This window comes from Pseudomonas alkylphenolica (genome assembly GCF_004025535.1).
GTDB lineage: Bacteria > Pseudomonadota > Gammaproteobacteria > Pseudomonadales > Pseudomonadaceae > Aquipseudomonas > Aquipseudomonas alkylphenolica_A.
Window position 1 is genome coordinate 508,125 of record NZ_QJRG01000034.1, and the last position, 24,729, is coordinate 532,853.

General features: G+C 60.4%; 30 protein-coding genes. 12 read left to right on the top strand and 18 right to left on the bottom strand.

The genetic code is table 11. From position 1 onward, the window contains the following. Positions 1 to 144: 144 nt before the first annotated feature. Positions 145 to 1,281 (top strand): alkaline phosphatase family protein, encoded by a 1,137-nt coding sequence (locus DM813_RS06410; protein ID WP_128322911.1) that lies wholly within the window; start codon positions 145 to 147, stop codon positions 1,279 to 1,281. 31 nt (positions 1,282 to 1,312) lie between these two features. Here DM813_RS06410 and hisC read toward each other — a convergent pair whose 3' ends face one another. The 10 genes from hisC to DM813_RS06460 all read right to left on the bottom strand — a co-directional run bounded on the left by hisC (position 1,313) and on the right by DM813_RS06460 (position 9,237). Further along, positions 1,313 to 2,359, bottom strand: coding sequence for a histidinol-phosphate transaminase (gene hisC / locus DM813_RS06415; protein ID WP_128322572.1), 1,047 nt, complete (start codon positions 2,357 to 2,359; stop codon positions 1,313 to 1,315). Between the two features lie 2 nt (positions 2,360 to 2,361). Next, positions 2,362 to 3,687, bottom strand: coding sequence for a histidinol dehydrogenase (gene hisD / locus DM813_RS06420; protein ID WP_128322573.1), 1,326 nt, complete (start codon positions 3,685 to 3,687; stop codon positions 2,362 to 2,364). A gap of 126 nt (positions 3,688 to 3,813) precedes the next feature. Beyond that, entirely contained in the window at positions 3,814 to 4,449 is a 636-nt protein-coding gene (gene hisG / locus DM813_RS06425) for an ATP phosphoribosyltransferase (RefSeq protein WP_128322574.1), read from the bottom strand. A 107-nt stretch (positions 4,450 to 4,556) separates the two neighbouring features. Continuing rightward, complete coding sequence (murA, locus tag DM813_RS06430) at positions 4,557 to 5,822, bottom strand: UDP-N-acetylglucosamine 1-carboxyvinyltransferase (RefSeq protein WP_128322575.1); 1,266 nt, start codon at positions 5,820 to 5,822, stop codon at positions 4,557 to 4,559. A 24-nt stretch (positions 5,823 to 5,846) separates the two neighbouring features. Continuing rightward, a complete protein-coding gene (locus DM813_RS06435; protein WP_028942843.1) occupies positions 5,847 to 6,086 on the bottom strand; it encodes a BolA family protein in 240 nt (79 codons plus the stop codon). Positions 6,087 to 6,201: 115 nt separating this feature from the next. Beyond that, positions 6,202 to 6,507: an STAS domain-containing protein gene (locus tag DM813_RS06440; RefSeq protein WP_128322576.1), complete on the bottom strand. Its 306-nt coding sequence runs from the start codon at positions 6,505 to 6,507 to the stop codon at positions 6,202 to 6,204. Beyond that, entirely contained in the window at positions 6,504 to 7,154 is a 651-nt protein-coding gene (locus DM813_RS06445) for an MlaC/ttg2D family ABC transporter substrate-binding protein (RefSeq protein ID WP_128322577.1), read from the bottom strand. Before DM813_RS06445 ends, DM813_RS06440 begins: the two co-directional genes overlap by 4 nt. Positions 7,155 to 7,163: 9 nt before the next feature. Further along, positions 7,164 to 7,631, bottom strand: coding sequence for an outer membrane lipid asymmetry maintenance protein MlaD (gene mlaD, locus DM813_RS06450; RefSeq protein ID WP_128322578.1), 468 nt, complete (start codon positions 7,629 to 7,631; stop codon positions 7,164 to 7,166). Continuing rightward, positions 7,631 to 8,428 (bottom strand): lipid asymmetry maintenance ABC transporter permease subunit MlaE, encoded by a 798-nt coding sequence (gene mlaE / locus DM813_RS06455; protein WP_128322579.1) that lies wholly within the window; start codon positions 8,426 to 8,428, stop codon positions 7,631 to 7,633. The genes mlaD and mlaE overlap by 1 nt, the downstream gene beginning before the upstream one ends. Next, the gene (locus DM813_RS06460) at positions 8,428 to 9,237 is read right to left on the bottom strand and encodes an ATP-binding cassette domain-containing protein (RefSeq protein ID WP_128322580.1); all 810 of its coding nucleotides are present in this window, start codon (positions 9,235 to 9,237) and stop codon (positions 8,428 to 8,430) included. Before DM813_RS06460 ends, mlaE begins: the two co-directional genes overlap by 1 nt. Before the next feature lie 248 nt (positions 9,238 to 9,485). Between DM813_RS06460 and DM813_RS06465 the strand changes: the two genes are divergently transcribed. The 10 genes from DM813_RS06465 (at position 9,486) to DM813_RS06510 (ending at position 16,494) form a co-directional block, all read left to right on the top strand. Then, positions 9,486 to 10,460, top strand: a complete 975-nt coding sequence (locus DM813_RS06465) for a KpsF/GutQ family sugar-phosphate isomerase (protein WP_128322581.1) — start codon at positions 9,486 to 9,488, stop codon at positions 10,458 to 10,460. Further along, the gene (locus DM813_RS06470; protein WP_128322582.1) at positions 10,461 to 10,985 is read left to right on the top strand and encodes a KdsC family phosphatase; all 525 of its coding nucleotides are present in this window, start codon (positions 10,461 to 10,463) and stop codon (positions 10,983 to 10,985) included. It abuts the gene before it with no gap. Between the two features lie 8 nt (positions 10,986 to 10,993). Then, on the top strand, positions 10,994 to 11,566 hold the full coding sequence (lptC, locus tag DM813_RS06475; protein ID WP_128322583.1) for an LPS export ABC transporter periplasmic protein LptC: 573 nt from the start codon (positions 10,994 to 10,996) through the stop codon (positions 11,564 to 11,566). Next, positions 11,553 to 12,083, top strand: a complete 531-nt coding sequence (gene lptA / locus DM813_RS06480) for a lipopolysaccharide transport periplasmic protein LptA (RefSeq protein WP_128322584.1) — start codon at positions 11,553 to 11,555, stop codon at positions 12,081 to 12,083. Before lptC ends, lptA begins: the two co-directional genes overlap by 14 nt. After that, the gene (gene lptB / locus DM813_RS06485; protein ID WP_128322585.1) at positions 12,084 to 12,809 is read left to right on the top strand and encodes an LPS export ABC transporter ATP-binding protein; all 726 of its coding nucleotides are present in this window, start codon (positions 12,084 to 12,086) and stop codon (positions 12,807 to 12,809) included. It begins immediately after the preceding gene. Positions 12,810 to 12,988: 179 nt separating this feature from the next. Further along, positions 12,989 to 14,482 carry an RNA polymerase factor sigma-54 gene (locus DM813_RS06490; protein WP_128322586.1) on the top strand — a complete coding sequence of 498 codons (1,494 nt, stop codon included), beginning with the start codon at positions 12,989 to 12,991 and terminating at the stop codon, positions 14,480 to 14,482. A 77-nt stretch (positions 14,483 to 14,559) separates the two neighbouring features. Beyond that, positions 14,560 to 14,868: a ribosome hibernation-promoting factor, HPF/YfiA family gene (gene hpf, locus DM813_RS06495; RefSeq protein ID WP_028942831.1), complete on the top strand. Its 309-nt coding sequence runs from the start codon at positions 14,560 to 14,562 to the stop codon at positions 14,866 to 14,868. 11 nt (positions 14,869 to 14,879) lie between these two features. Next, complete coding sequence (gene ptsN, locus DM813_RS06500; protein ID WP_128322587.1) at positions 14,880 to 15,344, top strand: PTS IIA-like nitrogen regulatory protein PtsN; 465 nt, start codon at positions 14,880 to 14,882, stop codon at positions 15,342 to 15,344. 2 nt (positions 15,345 to 15,346) lie between these two features. Next, positions 15,347 to 16,201, top strand: coding sequence for an RNase adapter RapZ (gene rapZ / locus DM813_RS06505; RefSeq protein WP_128322588.1), 855 nt, complete (start codon positions 15,347 to 15,349; stop codon positions 16,199 to 16,201). A 20-nt stretch (positions 16,202 to 16,221) separates the two neighbouring features. Continuing rightward, positions 16,222 to 16,494 (top strand): HPr family phosphocarrier protein, encoded by a 273-nt coding sequence (locus DM813_RS06510; RefSeq protein ID WP_128322589.1) that lies wholly within the window; start codon positions 16,222 to 16,224, stop codon positions 16,492 to 16,494. A 17-nt stretch (positions 16,495 to 16,511) separates the two neighbouring features. Here the strand turns inward: DM813_RS06510 and DM813_RS06515 are convergent, their stop codons facing one another. The 6 genes from DM813_RS06515 to pmbA form a co-directional block, all read right to left on the bottom strand. Beyond that, positions 16,512 to 17,405: a ZIP family metal transporter gene (locus DM813_RS06515; RefSeq protein ID WP_128322590.1), complete on the bottom strand. Its 894-nt coding sequence runs from the start codon at positions 17,403 to 17,405 to the stop codon at positions 16,512 to 16,514. An 11-nt stretch (positions 17,406 to 17,416) separates the two neighbouring features. Then, positions 17,417 to 18,028: a superoxide dismutase gene (locus DM813_RS06520; protein ID WP_128322591.1), complete on the bottom strand. Its 612-nt coding sequence runs from the start codon at positions 18,026 to 18,028 to the stop codon at positions 17,417 to 17,419. Between the two features lies 1 nt (position 18,029). Beyond that, the gene (locus DM813_RS06525; protein ID WP_128322592.1) at positions 18,030 to 18,491 is read right to left on the bottom strand and encodes a hypothetical protein; all 462 of its coding nucleotides are present in this window, start codon (positions 18,489 to 18,491) and stop codon (positions 18,030 to 18,032) included. A 20-nt stretch (positions 18,492 to 18,511) separates the two neighbouring features. After that, positions 18,512 to 19,888 carry a class II fumarate hydratase gene (locus DM813_RS06530; RefSeq protein ID WP_128322593.1) on the bottom strand — a complete coding sequence of 459 codons (1,377 nt, stop codon included), beginning with the start codon at positions 19,886 to 19,888 and terminating at the stop codon, positions 18,512 to 18,514. After that, complete coding sequence (locus DM813_RS06535; RefSeq protein WP_128322594.1) at positions 19,881 to 20,282, bottom strand: FagA protein; 402 nt, start codon at positions 20,280 to 20,282, stop codon at positions 19,881 to 19,883. The genes DM813_RS06530 and DM813_RS06535 overlap by 8 nt, the downstream gene beginning before the upstream one ends. A gap of 120 nt (positions 20,283 to 20,402) precedes the next feature. Continuing rightward, the gene (pmbA, locus tag DM813_RS06540; RefSeq protein ID WP_128322595.1) at positions 20,403 to 21,749 is read right to left on the bottom strand and encodes a metalloprotease PmbA; all 1,347 of its coding nucleotides are present in this window, start codon (positions 21,747 to 21,749) and stop codon (positions 20,403 to 20,405) included. Positions 21,750 to 21,857: 108 nt separating this feature from the next. On the opposite strand from pmbA, the gene yjgA reads away from it, so the two are divergent. Continuing rightward, complete coding sequence (yjgA, locus tag DM813_RS06545) at positions 21,858 to 22,379, top strand: ribosome biogenesis factor YjgA (RefSeq protein WP_128322596.1); 522 nt, start codon at positions 21,858 to 21,860, stop codon at positions 22,377 to 22,379. Positions 22,380 to 22,421: 42 nt separating this feature from the next. On the opposite strand, the gene tldD is transcribed toward yjgA, so the two are convergent. Both tldD and DM813_RS06555 read right to left on the bottom strand, forming a co-directional pair. Beyond that, positions 22,422 to 23,861 carry a metalloprotease TldD gene (gene tldD / locus DM813_RS06550; protein WP_128322597.1) on the bottom strand — a complete coding sequence of 480 codons (1,440 nt, stop codon included), beginning with the start codon at positions 23,859 to 23,861 and terminating at the stop codon, positions 22,422 to 22,424. A 2-nt stretch (positions 23,862 to 23,863) separates the two neighbouring features. Continuing rightward, the gene (locus tag DM813_RS06555; protein ID WP_128322598.1) at positions 23,864 to 24,715 is read right to left on the bottom strand and encodes a carbon-nitrogen hydrolase family protein; all 852 of its coding nucleotides are present in this window, start codon (positions 24,713 to 24,715) and stop codon (positions 23,864 to 23,866) included. Positions 24,716 to 24,729 lie beyond the last annotated feature (14 nt).

Genomic DNA, 24,729 nt, shown 5'->3' on the forward strand with positions numbered 1-24,729 from the left:
GAATTAATCTTCCAAGCTTAGCGGAATTGGTGCGAAGCACCTATTACTTTTGCCAGTTGTGGCCGCTACCCGGCTTTGTGAGGCTTCAGGCAATTCTTCATCACGAGATTGATCATGCGAAACCTGAAAATCTGGACCAGCCTCATCGTCGTGCTTGCCTTGCCGGTGATCCTGTTTCTATTGCTACCGGCAAAGGCTCAAGTCCCCAAGACCCTTTTCATTGGTATTGACGGTGTGCAGCTGGCGCACTACGAACGCCTGGGGGCGAACATTAACCTCAAGCGACTGCACTTCAACAAAGCTTACGCTGGCGGTATTACCGGCAAGCCGAGCCAACAGGCGACCAGCAGTGGCCCAGGCTGGACAACCCTGCTTACCGGGGTCTGGGCGAACAAGCACGGGGTCACTTCCAACGACACCAGTCTGCGCCTGAACCCGGAGTTTCCCAGCCTGTTCAAACGATTGCGCGAGGCAGCGCCGACCGCCCACCTGGCAAGCATTGTTCACTGGGCGCCGATCAACACCGCGTTTCTGCTTGAAGACGTCAAAGGCAATGACGTCACCGAAACCCAGACATCAGATGCGCAGGTGGTCAGCAGAACGCTGGATATCCTGAACAACACCGACGCAGACTTCACCTTCATTCAGCTCGACGAACCCGATCAGATCGGCCACGACAGCTGCTTCGGCCAGGCCTACAACGACGCCTTGCAAGTCGTCGACAATCAGCTCGGACAACTGCTGGACGCCGTAGAAGCACGGGCCCAGAGCAAGCCCGAGGAAGACTGGCTGGTGATCGTCAGCACCGATCATGGCCGCGACACATTGGGCTGCGGTCACGGTGCGCAGTCAGAGCAGGAAAAGACCCTGTTCATTGCCAGCAACAAAGCCATGAATGCCGAACTCATGAACCCCAGCGCGCCCGAGGCCAACCCTGGCCCCAATAACCTCTACGGTTATGCCAACCAGGCAAGCTTGGCGCCAACCGTTTTGCGCCATATGGGCATCGCGCTGCAGCCATCCTGGCGCCTGGACGGGACCCCGCTGCTTGGTGAGACCGGCGTGCGCAAGGCACGGGCTGACGAATCGAGCGCACGCTTGCTGTGGCACAGCCAGGACAGCGGGCAGGTGATCATTGACAAGAATGGTCGGCGGGTTGCCGAGCTGGCGGCCGCTGCTCAACAGTGGCGCGATCCAGAGGGGATGAATGGGGTGAACGACTATACGCTTGTGCTTGATCGCACACCCGCAGCGGTGCGCACCGCCGCTCCCACCGAGTAACCGGCGGGAACGGGCTAGCCCCGCAATGAACTTAGTTCAACGCATCAAGCAGCGCCTGGTTCATTTCCGGCGTACCAATGGTAATACGCAGGAACTGGGCAATCCGTGCCTGCTTGAAGTGGCGCACGATCACCCCCTGCTCACGCAGCTTGGCCGCCAGCTCGCTGGCGTCATGCTGCGGATGGCGGGCAAAGATGAAGTTGGCTGCCGAAGGCAGTACCTCGAAGCCACGGGCAGTCAGCTCAACTACCAGCTTTTCGCGACTGTCGATGACCTTGCCACAGGTTTCATCGAAGTAGGCGCGATCCTCAAACGCTGCCGCCGCACCGACAATGGCCATACGGTCCAGTGGGTAGGAGTTGAAGCTGTTCTTGATACGCTCCAGGGCCTCGATCAGGTCCGGGTGGCCCACCGCCAGGCCCACTCGCAAGCCAGCCAGCGATCGCGACTTGGACAGCGTCTGGGTGACCAGCAGGTTGTCATAGCGCTCCACCAGGCTGATAGCCGTCTGCCCACCGAAGTCGATATAGGCTTCATCGACCACCACCACCGACTCAGGGTTGGCCTTGAGCAGTTGCTCAATGGCGTCGAGCGCCAACAGGCAGCCGGTCGGGGCGTTGGGGTTAGGGAAAATGATCCCGCCGTTGGGCCTGGCGTAGTCTTCGACACGGATCTGGAACTGTTCGTCCAGCGCCACAGCCTCGTACGGGATGCCATACAGCCCGCAGTAAACCGGATAGAAGCTGTAGCTGATATCCGGGAACAGCAGTGGTGCACCGTGCTGGAACAAACCATGGAAAATGTGCGCCAGCACCTCATCCGAACCGTTACCGAGGAACACCTGGTTGCCATTGACCCCGTAGTACTCGGCCACGGCCTGTTTGAGCCGGTCGCTGTTGGGATCAGGGTACAGACGCAGGTTATCGTTCAATTCACCGCGCATCGCCTCCAGCGCCTTGGGCGACGGGCCATAGGGGTTCTCGTTGGTGTTGAGCTTGACCAGCTTGGCCAGCTTCGGCTGTTCACCCGGCACGTAAGGCACCAGGTCCTTGACGAAGGGGCTCCAGAATTTACTCATGTTCAGTTCCCCTTTTTATCGGCAAGGATGCGGTATTCAGCGCTACGGGCGTGCGCGGTCAGCGATTCGCCACGGGCCAGGACCGAGGCCGTGTGGCCAAGTTCGGACGCGCCCTGCTCCGAGCAGAAGATGATCGAAGAGCGCTTCTGGAAGTCATAGACCCCCAGTGGCGACGAGAAGCGTGCGGTACCCGAGGTAGGCAGCACGTGGTTAGGGCCTGCGCAGTAATCGCCCAGGGCTTCGCTGGTGTGACGGCCCATGAAGATCGCGCCGGCGTGACGGATATGCGGCAGCCAGGCCTGCGGGTCGGCCACCGACAGCTCCAGGTGCTCGGGGGCAATGCGGTTGGCCACTTCCATGGCCTGTTCCATGTCACGCACCTGAATCAACGCACCACGGCCGTTGATCGAGGTCTTGATGATTTCGGCACGCTCCATGGTTGGCAACAGCTTGTCGATGCTGGCAGCGACCTTGTCAAGGAACGCCGCATCGGGGCTGACCAGGATCGACTGGGCATCTTCGTCGTGCTCGGCCTGGGAGAACAGGTCCATGGCGATCCAGTCCGGATCGGTCTGACCGTCACAGACCACGAGGATTTCCGAAGGGCCGGCAATCATGTCGATGCCGACCTGGCCGAACACGTGGCGTTTGGCCGTGGCCACGTAAATATTGCCAGGACCGACCACCTTATCCACCTGCGGCACGCTTTCGGTGCCATAGGCCAGTGCGGCCACGGCCTGGGCGCCACCAATGGTGAACACCCGGTCAACGCCTGCGATGCAGGCTGCGGCCAGCACCAGTTCGTTGATCTCACCCCGCGGGGTCGGCACCACCATTACCACTTCACCGACGCCGGCAACCTTGGCTGGAATCGCATTCATCAGTACTGACGAAGGGTACGACGCCTTGCCGCCTGGCACATACAGGCCGGCACGGTCCAGCGGGGTGACTTTCTGGCCCAATACGGTGCCATCGGCTTCGGTGTAGCTCCAGGAGTCCTGTTTTTGCCGTTCGTGGTAGCTGCGTACACGGTCCGCGGCCTTTTCGAGGGCCTCACGCTGGGCCGGGGTGATGCGGGTCAGCGCTTGTTCCAGGCGCTCACGGCCCAGAATCAGGTCATTGATCGACGTGGCTTCAACACCGTCAAAACGCTGGGTGAATTCCACCAGCGCAGCATCGCCGCGCTCGCGCACCGCCTTGATGATGTCGAGCACGCGCTGGTTGACCGCGTCGTCAGACACACTTTCCCAGCTCAACAGATGATCCAGATGTCGGGCGAAATCCGGGTCAGCGGCATTGAGTCGGGCAATTGCAGTGGACGTGGTCATAGCGAGGGCCTCAATAAATGGCGAATGCTCAGGCGCCCTAAGCTACCAGTCCATCCGCGCGGGCACCCGAGAAAATTGGCTATGACGCGGATAGACGGGCGCGACAGCGAAGGTCGCGCGCAGAAGTCAGCCGCGGTGTCGCGATTCGACAGCCTGGCGCAGGGTGTCGATCAGGCTCTGGATGCGGGCATGCTGCATCTTCATCGAAGCCTTGTTGACCACCAGCCGGGAGCTGATGGTGGCAATCAGTTCCTGAGGTTCCAGGCCGTTTGCACGCAGGGTATTACCGGTATCGACGACATCGATGATCTTGTCTGCCAGGCCGATCAACGGCGCCAGCTCCATCGAGCCGTACAGCTTGATGATATCGACCTGTCGGCCCTGCTCGGCGTAATAACGCTTGGCGACATTGACGAACTTGGTCGCCACGCGCAGGCGTCCCTTGGGCTCGACGGCGCCAACAGCACCGGCGGTCATCAGCTTGCACTGGGCAATCTGCAGGTCCAGCGGCTCATACATGCCCTGGCCGCCGTACTCCATCAGCACGTCCTTGCCGGCCACACCCAGGTCGGCAGCGCCATGCTCGACGTAGGTCGGCACGTCGGTTGCGCGCACGATCAGCAGGCGCACATCGTCCTGCGTCGTAGGGATGATCAGCTTGCGGCTCTTGTCCGGGTTCTCGGTCGGCACGATACCGGCTTCTGCCAGCAATGGCAGGGTATCGTCGAGAATCCGACCTTTGGATAGCGCGATGGTCAACATGGGAAACGTCGGTCCTTATGCGGCTACAGCCGGTCGGGCCCGAGATGGCCCGACCGCATTCAATTCGGTGCAGCAGTTGGCTGGCGCGTCCCTGCGCCGATCACAGACTAGCCCGGCACGCGACGGATCTTCGCGCCCAGCATCTGCAGTTTTTCCTCGATGCATTCGTAACCACGGTCGATGTGGTAGATGCGATCGATCAGGGTATCGCCTTCGGCGACCAGCGCCGACAGCACCAGGCTGGCCGAAGCCCGCAGGTCGGTGGCCATTACCGGCGCACCCTTGAGGGTCTTGGTGCCGGTGACGATGGCGGTGTTGCCCTCAACCTGGATCAGCGCGCCCATACGGTGCATTTCGTAGACGTGCATGAAACGGTTTTCGAAGATCGTCTCGATCACTGCACCCGTGCCTTCGGCAATGGCGTTGAGCGAGATGAACTGCGCCTGCATGTCAGTCGGGAATGCCGGGTACGGAGCGGTCCGCAGGTTGACGGCTTTTGGCCGCTTGCCGTGCATGTCCAGCTCGATCCAGTCTTCACCGGTGGTGACTTCAGCACCGGCTTCCTTGAGCTTCTCAAGTACCGCTTCAAGGATGGTCGGATCGGTGTCCTTGACCTTGACGCGGCCACCGGTGACGGCAGCTGCAACCAGGTAAGTACCGGTTTCGATACGGTCAGGCATGACGCGATAGGTCGCGGAACCCAGACGCTCGACACCGTCGATGGTGATGGTGTCGGTACCGGCACCCTGGATCTTGGCACCCATGGCGATCAGGAAGTTGGCCAGGTCGACCACTTCCGGCTCGCGCGCGGCGTTCTGCAGCACGCTGCGGCCCTTGGCCAGGGCAGCGGCCATCATGATGTTCTCTGTACCGGTCACACTGACGGTATCAAAGAAGAAGTGCGCGCCACGCAGGCCGCCTTCAGGCGCCTTGGCCTTGATATAGCCACCCTCGACCTCGATCTTCGCGCCCATAGCTTCCAGGCCACGGATGTGCAGGTCGACCGGACGCGAACCAATGGCGCAACCGCCAGGCAGGGCCACTTCGGCCTCGCCAAAACGGGCAACCATCGGGCCCAGCACCAGAATCGAGGCACGCATGGTCTTCACCAGCTCATACGGTGCGACCAGGGTCTTGATCGTGCGCGGGTCGATTTCCACCGCCAGCTTTTCGTCGATCACAGGCTCGATGCCCATGCGCCCGAACAGTTCGATCATGGTGGTGATGTCGTGCAGGTGCGGCAGGTTGCCGACCGTTACCGGACCATCACACAGCAAGGTACCGGCCAGAATCGGCAACGCCGCGTTCTTGGCACCGGAAATGCGGATTTCGCCATCAAGACGAGCGCCGCCAGTAATTATCAGTTTGTCCATTTCTGTCTCGCCGCCAATTTAGGCTCAGTTGCGCTCAGCCCAGGCTGCGCTGCTGAAAAATTTCATGGTTACCGCATGGATGCTGCCATCGGTGATCCACGGGTTAAGGTGAGCATAGATCTGCTGCTGACGCTTGACCGGGCTCAGGGCCGCCAATTCGTCGCTGATCACGTTCAACTGGAAGTTGCAGCCTTCGCCTTCAACTTCGACCCGGGTTCCCGGCAACTTTTCTTCAAGGAAGTTCTTAACTTCTACGGCCTGCATGCTCAACCTCAATCGGCGCCCAGTGCGCGCGGGTCGGCCATGATACAAAAAAGCCCCTCGCCTGCGAACCCCGTAAACGAGGACTCTGACAGAGGGGCTCGTTTTTGACTGGCGGTTACTGCCCCGCCAGCACCTCTTCAAGATCGTAGACCTCGGCGATTTCGCGCATGTCCTGAGGCATGGCGCGAACTTCGACCGCTTTGCCAGCAGCCTTGCCATCGCGGATGAAGGCCAGCAACAGCGACAAGCCGACGCTGCTGGATTTCTCCACGCTGGAGCAATCGAGCACCAGAGCGGTGGCCTTGCTTGCGCTGATCAAGGCCTTGCCTTCCTTGCGCAAGGCAGGCCCGCTGCGGTAGTCCAGCACCCCGGCCAGGCTCAGTACACCAGGCTCGCTCATGGTCACGGCGCTGCTGGTCATTGCGCCTGCTTCTCGGTTTCCTGCTCGGCAGTTTCCTTGGCCTTGGCCACTTCACCCGCCCAACCATCGATGGTCTTGTCGAGGTTGTTGCCGTTGCGGCTCATCGCGTCAGCAAACTGGTCACGGAACAGTTTGCCGATGTTGATGCCATTGACAATGACGTTGCGCACCTTCCACTCGTCATTGATCTTGGTCATGGTGTACTGCACCGGGTAGATGGCGCCGTTGTTGCCCTTGACCGTCATATCGACGCTGGCACGGTCGCTACCGTCCTTTTTCTCCGCACCGACGGTAATGCCCTGGTTGTTGTACTCCAGCAAGGCGTTGCCGTAGAACTGCATCAGGCTGCGTTTGAAGTTCTCCTGAAAGCGCTGCATCTGCTCAGGCGAGGCGTTGCGCGAATACTTCACGGTCATGATGCTGCGGGAAATGCCATCGGCATCGACCACCGGCCCCAGATTGGCGTTCAAGGCATCATAGAACGCACTCGGGTTGGTCTTGTACTGCTCTTTGTTGGCCTTCAGGTCGGCCAGCAACTGGTTAGTCGTACCCTGAATCACCTCTTTGGGGGACTGAGCAGCTGCGCCAGCCATCAACGGCAGCGCCGCCAGCAGCACCAACAGGCCGCGTCGCAGGATTGAAATCATGGAAACTCCTTATTTAGCTTCTTTGCCAACGGTATTAAGCAGGAACTTGCCAATCAGATCTTCCAGCACCAGCGCCGACTGGGTGTCATGGATGGTTGCACCATCCTTGAGCACCACATCGTCACCCCCCACGCTGATACCGATGTACTTCTCGCCGAGCAACCCAGCGGTGAGGATAGATGCAGTGGAGTCGGTAGGCAGGTTGTCTACGGTTTTTTCCAGCTGCAGCGTCACCCGACCGGTGTAGGTATCGCGATCCAGATCAATGGCCGTGACCTTGCCGATGGTTACACCGGCCATGGTCACTTTAGCTCTGACAGTCAAACCGGCGATATTGTCGAAGTACGCGTAAACTTTATACGTATCGCTGCTCGGGCTTGCCGACAGGCCGCTGACACGCAGGGCCAGCAGGATCAGCGCCAGAATCCCGGCCAGAAGAAACAGGCCGACACCGATTTCCAGGGTGCGGTTTTGCATCAGAAATCTCCAAACATCAAGGCGGTCAGAATAAAGTCCAGACCCAGGACTGCCAACGAGGCATAGACCACGGTCTTGGTAGTGGCACGACTGATCCCCTCTGAGGTGGGCTCACAGTCATAGCCTTGGAATACGGCAATCCACGTCACGACAAAGGCAAATACCAGGCTCTTGATCACGCCGTTGAGGACGTCATCGGTGAACGACACGCTGTTTTGCATGTTCGCCCAGAATGAACCTTCATAGACACCCAGCCAGTCCACCGCCACCCAGGACCCACCCCAGATGCCGACCACGCTGAAGATCAGCGCCAGCAACGGCAGCGAGATGAAGCCGGCCCACAGGCGTGGGGCAACGATGTACTTGAGCGGATCGACACCAATCATTTCGAGGCTGGAAAGCTGCTCGGTGGACTTCATGTTGCCGATTTCAGCAGTCAATGCTGAACCGGCACGCCCGGCGAACAGCAACGCGGTTACCACCGGCCCCAGCTCACGCAGCAGCGTCAGGGCAACCATCTGCCCCACTGCCTGCTCGGAACCGTACTTGGTCAGGATGCTGAACCCCTGCAGAGCCAGCACCATGCCGATGAACACGCCCGATACGACAATGATCGCCAGCGACAGTACGCCCACCGAATACAATTGCCTGACCAGCAGCTGGAAGCCACCACCGGTACCGCTACGGCCAACCAGCGAGTGCATCAGGAACAGGAAAGACCGGCCGAGCACGGCCAGTACGTCGATGGCCGATCGGCCAAAGCGACGAATACGTTCGAGCAAGGATTTTCTGCGCATCAACGCTTCCCCAGAAGATCGGCGCGGTAATCCGGCGCAGGAAAGTGAAAGGGCACCGGACCGTCCGGATCGCCTTTCATGAACTGACGAATGCGCGGGTTATCAGAGCCCATCAACTCGTCCGGCGTGCCCTGGCCAAGCACCTGACCATCGCCGACCACATAGATGTAGTCGGCAATACTGGCCGTTTCGGCGAGGTCGTGAGAGACCACGATGCTGGTAATGCCCAAGGCATCGTTGAGCAGGCGGATCAGACGCACCAGAACGCCCATGGCAATGGGGTCCTGACCGACGAACGGTTCGTCGTACATGAGAATCTGCGGGTCCAGGGCAATCGCCCGCGCCAGGGCAACCCGGCGTTTCATGCCACCGGACAGCTCGTCAGGCATCAGCTCGATGGCCCCGCGCAAGCCTACGGCCTGCAGTTTCATCAGGACGATGTCGCGGATCATTTCGTCTGACAGCTGGGTATGTACACGCAGCGGGAACGCCACGTTCTCGAACACGTCGAGATCGGTAAACAGCGCCCCGCTCTGGAACAGCACGCCCATTTGCTTGCGCGCATCGAACAGATCACTGCGCGACAGCGTCGGCAGGTTCTGCCCGGCAACCCAGACTTCGCCGCTGCTCGGGCGCAACTGTGCCCCCATCAGACGCAACAGTGTGGTCTTGCCGCACCCGGAAGGCCCCATGATGCCGGTGACCTTGCCGCGGGGAATGCGTATATCGACATTATTGAAGATGCTGCGCGAACCGCGCTTGAAGGAGACGCCCTTCAACTCGACCGCGTAGGCGTTATCAACGCTCATCTAGACTCCTTGCGATGCAGCCTTCTCACTCAGACGCGCGCCCCCTTCATGGAGGCACGCACGCCCTAAGCGGGCCGAACAGGCGGCGAACTATAGCATCGCTGATAGCCGCGCCCCAAGGCCGCCGCCGCGCTTGTTCAGGCTGGGTTAAGCTTGCAGAGCGACTGTATGACAATCACAAGGTGAGGGATTTGCGCATTACCGCTATAATCGCCGCCTTTTCTTCATCAGGCATTCCGATTTTCGACATGAGCCAATCCAGCGACCTGATCCAATCCGCTCAACGCACCATCCGTTTCGAACTCGAGGCGGTTGAGGGTTTGTTAGCCCACATCGACGCCGATTTCGTCAAGGCATGCGAGCTGGTCCTGGCCAGCAAGGGCCGCGTGGTCGTGGTCGGCATGGGCAAGTCGGGGCACATCGGCAACAAGATCGCGGCCACGTTGGCCAGCACCGGAACCCCGGCGTTTTTTGTTCATCCGGCCGAAGCCAGCCACGGCGACATGGGCATGATCACCCGTGACGATGTCATCCTGGCCCTGTCCAACTCCGGCTCGACCGCCGAGATCGTTACCCTGCTGCCGCTGATCAAGCGCCTGGGTATCCAGTTGATCAGCCTGACCGGCAACCCGGATTCGCCACTGGCCAAGGCCGCCGAGGTCAACCTCGATGCCCGCGTGGCGCAGGAAGCCTGCCCGCTGAACCTGGCACCCACCTCTTCGACCACGGCTGCGCTGGTCCTGGGCGACGCCCTGGCGATCGCCCTGCTCGAGGCGCGCGGCTTTACTGCTGAAGACTTCGCCTTCTCCCACCCGGGTGGTGCCCTGGGCCGCCGCCTGCTGCTGAAGGTCGAGAACGTCATGCACTCAGGCGAAGAACTGCCGCAGGTGCAACGTGGCACCTTGCTCAAGGACGCACTCCTTGAAATGTCTCGTAAAGGTCTGGGGATGACTGTCATTCTGGAAGCCGACGGACGGTTGGCCGGTATCTTCACTGACGGTGACTTGCGCCGTAGCCTGGATCGCAACATCGATGTGCACACGACCCTGATCGAAAACGTCATGACCGTCCACGGCAAGACAGCTCGCGCCGACATGCTCGCCGCCGAAGCCCTGAAAATCATGGAAGACCACAAGATCAGTGCCCTGGTGGTGATCGACAAGGACGAGCGCCCGGTGGGCGCCCTGAACATGCACGATCTGTTGCGTGCAGGAGTGATGTAAATGAGCCAGGACCTGCTCCAGCGCGGCAAAGCCATCAAGCTTGCCGTGTTCGATGTTGACGGCGTACTGACCGACGGCCGCCTGTATTTCCTTGAAGACGGTAGCGAATTCAAGACCTTCAACACACTCGACGGCCAGGGCATCAAGATGCTCATGAATTCGGGTGTGACCACCGCCATCATCAGTGGCCGCAAGACCCCGGTCGTCGAGCGACGCGCCAAAAACCTGGGGATCCCGCACCTTTATCAGGGCCGCGAAGATAAATTGGTGGTCCTCGACGAGCTTCTTGGCCAGCTCAACCTAAGCTATGAACAGGTCGCTTATTTAGGCGACGACCTGCCAGACCTCCCTGTGATCCGCCGGGTTGGTCTGGGCATGGCAGTTGCCAATGCCGCCGCCTTTGTCCGCGAGCACGCCCACGGGGTCACCCTCGCCCGTGGCGGTGAAGGTGCAGCGCGTGAGTTCTGCGAGTTGATCCTGCAAGCCCAGGGCAACCTGGACGCGGCTAACGCCCATTACCTGTAGAGCGCCACATGTTCAGTAAAAAAATTCGCACCGCTGCGCTGTTCAGTGTGATTGCTGCCTTGCTGGTAGCTGTCGGCTACTGGAACATCAGCCCCGAGAGTTTTCTCGACAAGCCGGTAGCCCGCGTCGACGACACTGCCATCGACTACTACGCCACCAATGCGCACAGCGTGCAGTTCATGCCTGATGGCAAGATGCAGTACGAGATGACCGCCGACAAGGTCGAGCACCTGATGGCCAGCGAAGTCACCCTGCTGACCAAACCGGACCTGCAGATGTACCGTGGCACCACCTACCCCTGGCACGTTCAGAGTGAAAAGGGCGAGGTCAATCCCGATGGCAGTGAAGTCGAACTGATTGACTCGGTACGGGTCGCCCGCACCGATGAAAAAAGCCGCACCATGATCATTACCACCAGCCGCATGACGGTATTCCCGCAGAAGCAATATGCGCAAACCGAGCAAGCCGTTAGAATCGACGGCGCCGGTGGCGTATCTACGGGCAATGGAATGAAAGCGTATTTGAAAGAAGGCAGGATGGACCTGCTTTCTAACGTAAGAGGACAGTATGAGGCTCGTTAAAACCCTCCCCTTTTTGCTCAGCCTGAGCGCAGCACTGGGAAGCGCGAGCGCCTGGGCCCTGCCGAATGACCGCGATCAGCCTATCCGTATCCAGGCTGACCAGGCCCATCTGGATGACAAGAAAGGCGTTGCCACCTACACCGGCGACGTCATCATCACCCAAGGGTCGATGATGATCAAAGGCAACACCGTGACCATCACCCGTGCCGCCAATGGCGACATTGATGTTGTGACCTCGGTGGGCAACCTCGCCTATTTCGAACAGCAGCAAAGCGCCGACAAGCCTGACAAGATGAAAGGCTACGGCAAGCAGATCCAGTACCAGTCGCAACGAGACCTGGTGGTCCTGACCGATAACGCCAAAGTGGAAACCAGCGATGGAAACACCACTGAAGGCGAAAAAATTGTCTACAACACCCAGACTCAGGTTGCGACTGCCGGTCGAAGCGGCGGCCAGGTCTCCACACCTCGCCCACGTATCGACATGGTGATCCAGCCGAAGAAGAAGGCCGAGTAAATGGCGACCCTCAAAGCCCAGCACCTGGCCAAGAGCTACAAGAGCCGACAAGTGGTACGCGACGTCAGCCTGTCGATCGACAGCGGTCAGATCGTCGGCTTGCTTGGCCCTAACGGCGCCGGCAAGACCACCTGCTTCTACATGATCGTCGGCCTGGTGCAGGCCGACCAGGGCCGCGTGCTGATCGACGACCTGGATGTCAGCCACCAGCCGATGCACGGTCGTGCCCGCGCCGGTATCGGCTACCTGCCCCAGGAAGCCTCGATCTTTCGCAAGCTGTCAGTGGCCGACAACATCATGGCGATCCTCGAGACCCGCAAGGAGCTCGACAGCGCCGGGCGCAAAAAAGAGCTGGAAAGCCTGCTGCAGGAGTTCCACATCAGCCACATTCGCGACAACCTCGGCATGAGCCTCTCCGGCGGCGAGCGTCGTCGCGTGGAGATCGCCCGCGCCCTGGCCACCGCGCCAAAGTTCATCCTGCTCGACGAACCCTTTGCCGGTGTCGACCCGATCTCGGTTGGCGACATCAAGCAGATCATCCACCACCTCAAGGCCAAGGGCATCGGTGTACTGATCACCGACCACAACGTCCGTGAGACCCTGGATATCTGCGAAACCGCTTACATCGTCAACGATGGCCAACTGATTGCCGAAGGTGATGCAGAGACCATCCTGGCCAATGACCTGGTTAAAGAAGTGTACCTGGGCCACGAGTTCCGCTTGTAAGTTCGAGGCGACACAGCGCTTGCCAAGGGCTGCTGATCCGGTGAAATCCGGCTTAATTGTTACAGCACCCTAGGCAAACGCTCCAATTTCAGGCATATAATTTGCTTAAAGTTGGCGCTTCGGTGCCCTTGTAGTGGATGGCGCATGTGCGCCGGCGAATAAGGTGTTAAGCCCCTGCCATGAAACCATCGCTCGTCCTAAGAATGGGCCAGCAACTGACGATGACACCGCAGTTGCAACAGGCCATCCGTTTGCTTCAGCTATCGACCCTGGACCTCCAGCAGGAAATCCAGGAAGCGCTGGAATCGAACCCGATGCTCGAACGCCAGGAAGACGGCGACGACTTCGACAACAGCGACCCGATGGCGGACAACGCCGAAAGCAAGCCTGTCGCCGAAACCCAGGACACCAGCTTTCAGGAATCCACACCGACAGTGGACAGCCTGGACGAGGGCGAGTGGAACGAGCGCATTCCCAATGAACTACCGGTCGACACGGCCTGGGAAGACATCTACCAGACCAGCGCCAGCAGCCTGCCCAGCAACGACGATGACGAGTGGGACTTCACCACCCGCACCTCGGCTGGCGAAAGCCTGCAAAGCCATTTGCTCTGGCAGTTGAACCTGGCACCGATGTCCGACACCGACCGCCTGATTGCCGTCACCCTGATCGACTGCATCAACAATCAAGGCTACCTGGACGAAACCCTCGAAGAGATTTGCGAATCCTTCGACCCGGAGCTCGATATCGAGCTCGATGAAATCGAAGCGGTGCTGCACCGCATCCAGCAGTTTGAGCCGGCCGGTATTGGCGCACGCAACCTCAGCGAGTGCCTGCTCCTGCAACTGCGTCAACTGCCGGCCAATAACCCATGGATGGCTGAAGCGCAGCGCCTGGTACGCGACTACATCGACCTGCTCGGCAGCCGCGACTACAGCCAGCTGATGCGCAGGATGAAGCTCAAGGAAGACGAGCTGCGCCAGGTAATCGAGCTGGTACAGAGCCTCAACCCACGCCCGGGCTCGCAGATCGAATCCAGCGAAGCCGAATACGTGGTCCCTGACGTGATCGTGCGCAAGGACAACGAACGCTGGCTGGTCGAGCTGAACCAGGAGGCCGTACCGCGCCTGCGCGTCAATCCGCAGTACGCAGGCTTCGTGCGCCGCGCCGACACCAGCGCCGACAACACCTTCATGCGCAATCAGTTGCAGGAAGCCCGCTGGTTCATCAAGAGCCTGCAGAGCCGCAACGAAACCCTGATGAAGGTCGCCACCCAGATCGTCGAACACCAGCGCGGCTTCCTCGACCACGGCGACGAAGCAATGAAGCCGCTGGTACTGCATGACATTGCCGAAGCAGTGGGCATGCACGAGTCGACCATCTCCCGGGTAACGACGCAGAAATACATGCACACGCCGCGAGGAATTTACGAGCTGAAGTACTTTTTCTCCAGCCACGTCAGCACCTCCGAAGGCGGTGAATGCTCGTCTACGGCGATACGCGCGATCATCAAAAAACTGGTTGCAGCGGAAAATCAGAAAAAGCCATTGAGTGACAGCAAGATCGCTGGTTTACTGGAGGCACAAGGCATCCAGGTCGCCCGTCGCACCGTCGCCAAGTACCGCGAGTCGCTCGGCATTGCACCGTCGAGTGAACGCAAGCGACTGATGTAGCCCCTGAGATAGCCACAGCAGTTCAGTGGCAGGCGCAACACCTGCCTCTTATGCACGGGCAACAAAGGAGAAGCTGTATGCAAGTCAATATCAGTGGACAGCATGTAGAAGTCACCCAGCCGCTGCGCGAGTACGTCGAACAGAAACTGAAACGGCTGGAAGGGCACTTCGACAAGATTACCAATGTAACGGTGATCATGAAGGTCGAGAAACTGCAGCAGAAAATTGAAGCAACGCTGTTTATTCCCGGCGGCGAAGTGGTTGCGAATGCCGAACACACCGACATGTATGCAGCGATCGATGCCTTGACCGACAAGCTCGACCGCCAACTGAAAAAACACAAGGAAAAACAGCAAAGCCTCCTGCAAGGTGCAGCGGCCCGCTGATCCCCTCATCCATGATCCAACTTGAATCCATCCTGACCCCCGGCCGTTCCCTCGTGAACGTGCCGGGAGGCAGTAAAAAGCGCGTACTCCAGGAAATCGCTACGCTGATCGACCGGGAAGTTCCGGACCTGGAGATGCAAGACGTTTTTGAAAGCCTGTTTGCCCGGGAGAAACTCGGGTCGACCGGATTTGGGAATGGCATTGCCATTCCACATTGCCGCCTTAAAGGTTGCTCATCCCCCATCAGCGCTCTGATACACCTGGATGCACCGATCGACTACGACGCCATTGATGGCGCCCCGGTCGATTTGCTGTTTGTCCTGCTGGTTCCCGAAGCGGCTACCGATGCGCATCTTGAGTTGTTGCGCCAGATTGCCAGCATGCTCGACCGTAAGGACGTGCGTGACCGGCTGCGCGCCGCCAGTAGCAGTGAAGCCTTGTACCAGGTCGTACTGGACGCACAAAAAGAGTCCTGAACATGCGCCTGATTATCGTCAGTGGCCGGTCCGGATCCGGCAAGAGCACCGCACTCGCGGTCCTCGAGGACAATGGCTACTACTGCATCGATAACCTGCCGGCCGGGCTGCTACCGCAACTGGCCGAAAACGCCCTGATCAATACCGAGCTGATGCAGCCCAAGGTGGCTGTGTCGATTGACGCGCGCAACTTGCCCAGTCATCTGACCCGCTTCCCCGAGCTGCTTGAAGACGCCCGTAGCCGGCATATCCAGTGTGACGTGCTGTACCTGGATGCCGATGAAGACACGTTGCTCAAGCGATTTTCGGAAACCCGTCGACGCCACCCACTGACCAACGCCGAGCGCTCGCTGGCCGAGGCCATCAAGGTCGAGACCGAACTGCTGGGTCCGATCGCCGACCTTGCCGACCTGAAGATCGACACCACCAACCTGAACCTGTATCAGCTGCGCGACTCCATCAAGTTACGCCTGCTCAACCAGCCAGAACCTGGCACCGCGTTTCTGGTCGAGTCCTTCGGCTTCAAGCGTGGCATGCCCGTAGATGCCGACCTGGTGTTCGATGTGCGCTGCCTGCCCAACCCTTACTGGAAGCCAGAGCTGCGTGAACATTCCGGCCTGGAACAACCGGTGATCGACTACCTGGCGTCTCAGCCGGATGTTGAGGAGATGTTCCAGGACATTTCCAGCTACCTGCTCAAGTGGTTGCCACGCTTTGCCGCCAGCAACCGCGCCTATGTCACCATTGCCATTGGCTGTACCGGTGGTCACCACCGTTCGGTTTACCTCACCGAGCGCCTGGGCCAGTTGCTGCAGCAATCCTTGAAGAATGTTCAGGTTCGCCACCGCGACCTCTAGCCCACAGGACCAACGCCGCGATGCCCGCTCGTGAAATCACCATCATCAACAAGCTGGGGCTCCACGCCCGGGCTGCGGCAAAGTTTGTCGGCGTCGCCGGACGCTACCCGTGCACCGTGCGTATCGGTCGCGCCCCCGACCGGATGATTGACGGCAAGAGCATCATGGCGGTGATGATGCTCGCCGCCGGCAAAGGTACCCAGGTGCACCTGCATACCGAAGGCGAAGACGAGGATGCAGCGCTAGATGCGCTGGTCGAACTGATCAACAACTATTTTGACGAGGGCGAGTAACCGCCCCCGCCAGCCGCTCAAGACAGCGCGGTATCCATCACCATCATCAGGCAAAAGCCCAGGCACAGCCCCAGGCTGGCCAGGCGATGATGGCCGTTGCTACGTGACTCCGGAATGATTTCCTGGGTCACGACCAACAACATCGCCCCGGCCGCGCAAGCCAATCCCAACGGTAACAACAACTCTGCCACCGTCACCAGCCAGGCGCATATCACCGCCGCCACCGGCTCGACCAACCCGGACGCTGCACCGATGGCGAAAGCCTTGAACCGCGCCATCCCCGCCCCCGCCAAAACCAGCGCAATGACCAGGCCTTCAGGTACATCCTGCAACGCGATGCCCATGGCCAGGCTGTCGGCATCCGGCATTCCACCACCCGCCGACACCCCGATTGCCATGCCCTCAGGAATGTTATGGGCAATGATGGCAATGACGAACACCCAGATCCGTGCAGCAATCACCGGCTGCTGAGCGCTGCCTACCAACGCTTCCGGCGAAGCACCCGACACCTTGAGATCAACCAGGTAGAGGCAGAATGCGCCGAACAGCAAGCCAGCGCTGATCAGCCCGCCTGCGCCCCACTTACCCAAGCCGATCGCCTGTGCGGCGTCCAGGCCGGGAATGATCAGGGAAAAGGCGGTCGCAGCCAGCATGACCCCGGCACCAAAGCCCAGCAAGGTATCGGCCAGGGCCACCGGCATGGTGCGGATCACCAGTACCGGCACAGCCCCCAGCGCCGTGCCGAGCGCACACAAGGCGCCCCCTTCAAGCGCACGCAGTATGCGCGGCTCAAGGTCCAGCCAGGCGAAGCCCTGCACGATCAACAGCGCGCAGCCGACCAGCAGCAACAGGGTGCCCAGCGCCAGGCGAAACAGGCGCACACTGCCAATGGACATCACATCCGAGCGCATACCGGTACAACTCACACGAGGGCGGCGAGGTATCGACGCTCTACTTCGGACCAGTCGATCACGTTGTAGAAGGCGCTGATGTATTCAGGACGGCGGTTCTGGTAAAGCAGGTAATAAGCATGCTCCCAGACGTCCAGGCCGAGGATCGGCGTATTGCCGTTCATCAGCGGGCTGTCCTGGTTGCCACTGCTTTCGACCACCAGTGTTTTATCCGGCGCCACACTCAGCCACGCCCAGCCGCTACCGAAACGGGTCAGCGCCGCCTTGGTGAAAGCCTCCTTGAACGCCTCGAAGCCACCCAACTGCTCATCGATAGCCTTGGCCACAGCGCCTTGGGGCAGACCGCCACCCTTGGGTGACATGACCGTCCAGAACAGTGAATGGTTGGCATGACCGCCACCCTGGTTGATCACGGCGGCCTGCAGGTTCGCCGGGAGCTGCTTGACCGCTGCCACCAGTTGCTCAACTGGCCACCCGGCCCACTCGGTACCTTCTACGGCGGCATTAAGGTTGTTGATGTAGGTCTGATGATGCTTGCTGTGGTGAATCTGCATGGTCTGCGTGTCGATGTGCGGTTCCAGCGCATCGTAGGCGTAAGGCAATGCAGGCAAGGTGTAGGACATTTCAATGGATTCCGTAGTGAAGTGCAGGAGACCCGGCGCTTTCCTGGCCGGCGAGTAGTGCCGGTTGCGGGCCATGGCTATGGAGCAGACGTTCGGTGCGCGGGTACTGGCCGTACTCGCTGATGAAATTCAGTAGCTCGGTGTAGGTTTTACTGCTGTGGCGCAGTGCAGCTTCACGCAGCGCCGGCGCCAGGCGCGGGTCCTGCATGGCCTGTAACAGCCGCTGATGGATGGCGCACAGGTACTCTGCGCTCTCCTGCGGCTGGTTCAGGCGCAAGTGCAGGTCGGCCAGATTGTGGTGAGCAATCACACACACAGCTACCGCTTCATCGGCGTCATGCCAGCGCTCGAACAACACCTGGGCCAACGCCAGGGCCTGCAGGTACAGCTCGCGGGCATCGACCAGTTCGCCTTGGTCGAACAGGCGGTTGGCAATTTCGGTGGTGCGTTTCCAGTGCTGCATGACAAACCTCCAACGCGCTATCAGATACCGCCAGCCGTGAGCTTTTCCGGGTCCAGCAGCACTTCCAGCTGGCTACGTGGCAGATCCGTGTGTTCCAGGGCCACATCGATGACCGGACGGCCCTGCTTGTAGGCGGTCTTGGCGATTTCAGCGGCTTTCTGATAGCCGATGATCGGGTTAAGCGCGGTGACCAGGATCGGGTTGCGCGCCAGGGCTTCCTTGAGCTTGGGCTCGTTGACCTTGAAACTGGCGATGGCCTTGTCGGCCAGCAAGCGGCTGACATTGGCCATCAGCTCAATGCTGCTCAGCAGGTTCTGCGCAATGATGGGCAGCATGACGTTCAATTCGAAGTTGCCCGATTGCCCGGCGATGACGATGGTTGCGTCGTTGCCGATGACTTGGGCAGCGACCATGGCGGTCGCTTCCGGGATCACCGGGTTGACCTTCCCAGGCATGATCGAGGAGCCAGGCTGCAGGCCTTCCAGCTCGATTTCCCCCAGGCCGGCCAAGGGGCCCGAGTTCATCCAGCGCAGGTCGTTGGCGATTTTCATCAAGGCCACCGCCGTGGTCTTGAGCTGGCCAGACAAGGCGACGGCGGTGTCCTGGGAGCCGATCAGGGCAAACAGGTTCTGCCCTGGGGTGAACGACACCTTGGTCAGCTCACTCAATTGCTCGCTGAAGCGCTGGGCGAACTCGGGATGCGCATTGATCCCGGTCCCCACCGCCGTCCCGCCCTGAGCCAGGGCTTGCAGCGCCGGCAAAGTCGCCTGCAGGTGCCCGATTGCCCCGTTGACCTGCGCGGCCCAACCGCCCAGTACCTGGCTCATGCGCACCGGCATGGCGTCCATCAGGTGAGTGCGGCCGGTCTTGATGAACGGATGCACGGCTTCGGCCTTGTGCTCGATCACCTGCACAAGGTGCTTGAGCGCCGGCAGGAGTTGTTCGTGCAAGGCCAGGGCGGCACTGACATGGATCGTGGTCGGTATGATGTCGTTACTGCTCTGACCACAGTTGACGTGATCGTTGGGATTGACCTGATCGCCAAGAATGCGACTTGCCAGTGTGGCAATCACTTCGTTGGCGTTCATGTTCGAGCTGGTACCGGACCCGGTCTGGAAGATATCCACCGGGAAGTGCTGGATGAAGTCTTCGGCCAGCAGTTGCTCGACCGCCTTGACGATGGCTACGCCTTTGTCACGCTCAAGCTGCTGGAGCTCGATGTTGGCTTTCGCCGCCGCCGCTTTGGCCAGCAACAAGGCACGAATGAACTGGATCGGCATGCGCTGCTGGCTGATCGGAAAGTTGTTCACCGCGCGCTGGGTCTGAGCGCCGTACAGGGCCTCGACCGGCACCTGCAGCTCGCCCATGCTGTCACGCTCGATACGGGTATTACTCATCATCAAATCCTTGCATCAGTTCGTCGAAAGAAATCGAAGGCATCAACGTGCAGTTGGCCAATTGACGGGCATAAGGCTGCCAACGCTGACCATGTTCGCCACCATCGAGCTTGCGCAGCTGCAGCAGCGGCTTCCACGCCTGATCCAGGCACAGACAGCGCCAATGCCAGGGCAGCATGCGATCGCAAGCGGTATCCAGGAGCAGGCGGAAAGAAGTCAGGGCGACGGTCCAGGCCGAGGTGTCGGTGCAACACACCAGATAGCGGCCCTCAGCCAGGTAGTGCTCGATCAAGCGAGGCTCGTCCGGCTCCATCGCGCAGCGAATGCGCTGACTGAGCCAGCGCCAGTTTTCGAGGTAGGGTAATTCGTGAAGGACGGGTTTCATGAACATCATCGCCTAGATAATGATATTCATTATTAAGTGATAATCAGAATCAGTTCAAGGATACCAAAGTAGAAAAACAAAAAAGCCCGACACATGGCCGGGCTTCAAACGGATCAATTCGGGTGGCAGTCAGCTGCCGGCCACGGTCATTCGCTCGATCAAGACCGAACCGGTGTGAATGTTGCTGCGGGTTTCAAGATCGTTACCAATCGCGACAATCTGCTGGAACATGTCCTTCATATTGCCGGCAATGGTCACCTCCTGGACGGCAAACTGAATCTCGCCGTTTTCAACCCAGTAACCTGCCGCACCGCGAGAGTAGTCGCCGGTCACCATGTTCAGGCCATGACCCATCAGCTCGGTCACCAGCAGCCCGCGCCCCATGCGCCGGATCAGTGCTGCCTGGTCCTCGACTCCGTGGGTCACGTACAGGTTATGCACCCCGCCGGCGTTCGCGGTACTTGGCAGGCCCAGCTTGCGACCGGAGTAGGTACCCAATACATAGGACACCAGCTCGCCTTTTTCGACGAACGGCTTGGCATAGGTGGCCAGGCCATCGCCATCGAACGCGGCACTGCCTAGCGCACGCTGCAGGTGCGGGCGCTCGTCCAGGGTCAGCCAGCTGGGGAACAGGCGCTGGCCCATGGTGCCCTCGAGAAACGACGATTTACGGTACAGGTTGCCGCCGGAGATAGCCGACAGGAAGCTCCCGAACAGGCCACCGGCGAGTTCGGCGGAGAACAGCACCGGCACTTCACAGGTAGGCACCGGGCGTGCGCCCAGGCGGCTGGCAGCCCGTTGCGCGGCGCGCTGGCCAATGCTGCGCGGGTCGGCAAGCAATTCGCCCTGGCGATTGACGTCATACCAGTAATCACGCTGCATCTGGCCTTCGGCTTCGGCGATCATTACGCAGCTCAAGCTGTGACGGGTCGAGGCATAGCCGCCGATAAAGCCGTGACTGTTGCCATAGACGCGGCAGCCCTGGTGGGTATTGAGGGTAGTGCCGTCGGCATTCTTGATCCGCGCATCGGCATCAAACGCTGCCGCCTCGCAGGCCAAGGCTTTCTCGATCGCTTGCTCCGGGGTGATGTCCCAGGCGTGATACAGGTCGAAATCGGCTAGGTCACGCGCCATCAAGGCCGGGTCGGCCAGCCCGGCGCAATCGTCTTCAGAAGTGTGCTTGGCAATTGCCAATGCAGCGGCAACCGTCTCGCGAATGGCCTCACTGCCGCTGGCCGAGGTGCTGGCCGACCCTTTGCGCTGGCCAACATACAGGGTGATCCCAAACCCCTGATCGCGGTTGAACTCAACCGTTTCCACTTCACGCTGACGCACCGAGGTCGACAGCCCCTGCTCCAGTGACACTGCCACCTCGCAGGCACTGGCGCCTTGACGCTTGGCTTCGGCAATGATCTGTTCGACTTGCTCCTGCAACGCCGGCAGGGCCTGCGGGCCTACGCTCTGGACTGCACTCATGGTTTTCTCCACTCAAATTCTGCGTTCGGCACAGGTCATTCTACGACCGGGCCGGACAAGCGGCCCCCGACTGGTTATCATGGCGGCGATTCTCAGCGGACTGCCCCCATGGTTGATTCTTACGACACCGCCTTCGACGGCGAAAAAAGCAAAACCCAGATCAAGCGCGAGATGCAGGCGCTGGTCGATATGGGCGAGCGCCTCACCTTGCTCAAGCCCGACACCTTGGCCAAGCTGCCTCTGACCGACGAGCTGCGCGCGGCTCTGGAAGAGCACAAGCGCCACACGGCGAACGAAGCCAAACGACGTCACAAGTCGTTCATCGGCAAGCTGATGCGTGACCAGGACATCGACGCTATCAACGCGCTGCTTGACCAACTCGACGCCTCCTCGCGCCAGTACAACGAGCGTTTCCACGGCCTCGAACGCTGGCGCGACCGGCTGATCGACGGCAATGACGAAGTCCTGGAGAAATTCGTCCAGGAATTCCCGGAAGCCGACCGCCAGCAGCTGCGCTCGCTGATCCGCCAGGCCCAGCATGAGCTGAAGACCAACAAGCCGCCTAGCGCCAGCCGCAAGATCTTCAAGTACATTCGCACTCTGGACGAAGTTCAACGCGGCCTGCGTTGAACCTCGCGACCGGGCAGGCGCCCTGCCCGCCCGGTTTCAACTTCATGCGCCCGTGCCACCCACGGTGATCGCATCAATTTTCAGTGTCGGCTGGCCAACGCCCACCGGTACTGACTGACCGTCTTTACCGCACGTGCCCACGCCGCTGTCCAGCGACAGATCGTTACCGACCATCGATACCCGGCTCATGGCTTCCGGCCCATTGCCGATCAGTGTCGCGCCTTTGACTGGCGCGGTGATCTTGCCGTCTTCGATCAGGTAGGCCTCACTGGTGGAGAACACGAACTTGCCGCTGGTGATATCCACCTGGCCGCCGCCGAGGTTGGCGCAGTAGATGCCGCGCTTGACCGACTTGATGATTTCTTCCGGATCGCTTTCCCCGGCACGCATGTAGGTGTTGGTCATGCGTGGCATCGGCAAGTGCGCATACGACTCGCGACGACCGTTGCCGGTGACTGCCATGCCCATCAGGCGGGCATTGAGCTTGTCTTGCATGTAGCCCTTGAGGATACCGTTCTCGATCAGCGTGGTGCATTCGGTAGGCGTACCTTCATCGTCCACGCTCAACGAGCCGCGGCGGCCTTCGAGGGTACCGTCGTCGACGATGGTGCACAGGCTTGATGCAACCTTCTCTCCCAGGTGCCCGCTGTAGGCCGAACTGCCCTTGCGGTTGAAGTCGCCTTCAAGACCGTGGCCAACAGCTTCGTGCAGCAGCACGCCCGACCAGCCGGAGCCCAGTACTACGGGCAAGGTGCCAGCAGGCGCCGGGATCGCTTCGAGGTTAACCAGGGCCTGACGCAGGGCTTCACGGGCGAAGCCCATGACTCGCTCATCGGTGAAATAGCGATAGTCGGTACGTCCGCCACCGCCGTGGCCACCACGCTCGCGTCGGCCGTTCTGCTCGACGATCACACTGACGTTGAAACGCACCAACGGGCGAATATCGGCGGCCAGGCTGCCATCGGCAGCGGCAATCAGAATGCGCTCCCAGACCCCGGCCATGCTTACGCTGACCTGCTGGATGCGCGGATCCAACGCCCGCGTGGCGGCATCGACACGCTTGAGCAACTCGACCTTCTCGGCACGGCTGATCACTTCCAGCGGGTTGTCGGTGCCATACAACTGGGTGACATCCTGGCTGCTGAACGCCTGAACCGTACCGTTCTGCCCGGCACGGGAGATCGAACGGGCCGCACGGGCGGCCGAGGTCAGGGCTTCGAGGTTGATGGCATTGCTGTAGGCGAAACCGGTCTTCTCGCCAGACTGGGCACGCACGCCCACGCCCTGGTCGAGGTTGAAGCTGCCCTCTTTGACGATGCCGTCTTCAAGCGCCCAGGATTCGGAAATCTGCCCCTGGAAATACAGGTCGGCGGCATCGATGCCTGGCCCGGCCAACTCACCCAGCACCGATTGCAGGCTGTCGAGGGTCAGTCCCCCCGGCGCCAGCAGGTGCTCGCTGACTGTGGATAACATCTCGCTCATAGTCACTCCGAGGTGTGCGCAGGCCGCAAGGCGTCCTGCGAGAAAAAGCGCCGGTGCAAGGCCACCGGCATCCGCGCCCGAATGGACGCTTGTTCGCTGCTGTCGCGTTCGCACAGCAGCACGGCTTCGCCGCTGGCCTGTTCGGCGACAATGCGCCCCCAGGGATCGACGATCGCCGCATGACCGTAAGTTTCTCGCGGCCCCGGATGGGTGCCCCCTTGAGCAGCCGCCAGGACATAACACTGGGTTTCAATGGCCCGTGCGCGTATCAGCACCTCCCAATGCGCCGCCCCGGTCACCGCGGTGAACGCCGCAGGGGCGGTGATCAGCTCGGCACCGGCAGCCCGCAGCGCGCTGTAAAGCTCCGGGAAGCGCAAGTCGTAGCATACGCTCAAGCCCACGCGACCGACCGGGGTATCGGCCACCACGACCTGGTTGCCATGGGCATAGTCATCCGACTCCCGATAGCGGCCGCGGTTATCTGCGACATCGACATCAAACAGATGCAGTTTGTCGTAGCGCGCAACAATTTCACCGTGCTCGTCAACCAGCAGTGAGCAGGCATGTGATTTCGCCTCGGGATTACCGACCGGAGGCAGCGGCAACGTGCCGGCCACCACCCATAACCTGAGGTCGCGGGCGACCTGTTTCAACCATGGCAGAATCGGCCCCTGCCCAAGGGCTTCGGCACGACCGATAGCGGCGCTGTCGCGACGCCCCATGGCCGCGAAATTTTCCGGCAGCACCGCCAGCCGTGCACCCGCACGTGCTGCCTGCTCGAGCAAGCGCCGCGCCTGCACCAGGTTGGCCGGGATATCGCTCTGGCTGACCATCTGGATCACTGCTGACTTCATGCCTGCTCCTGAGC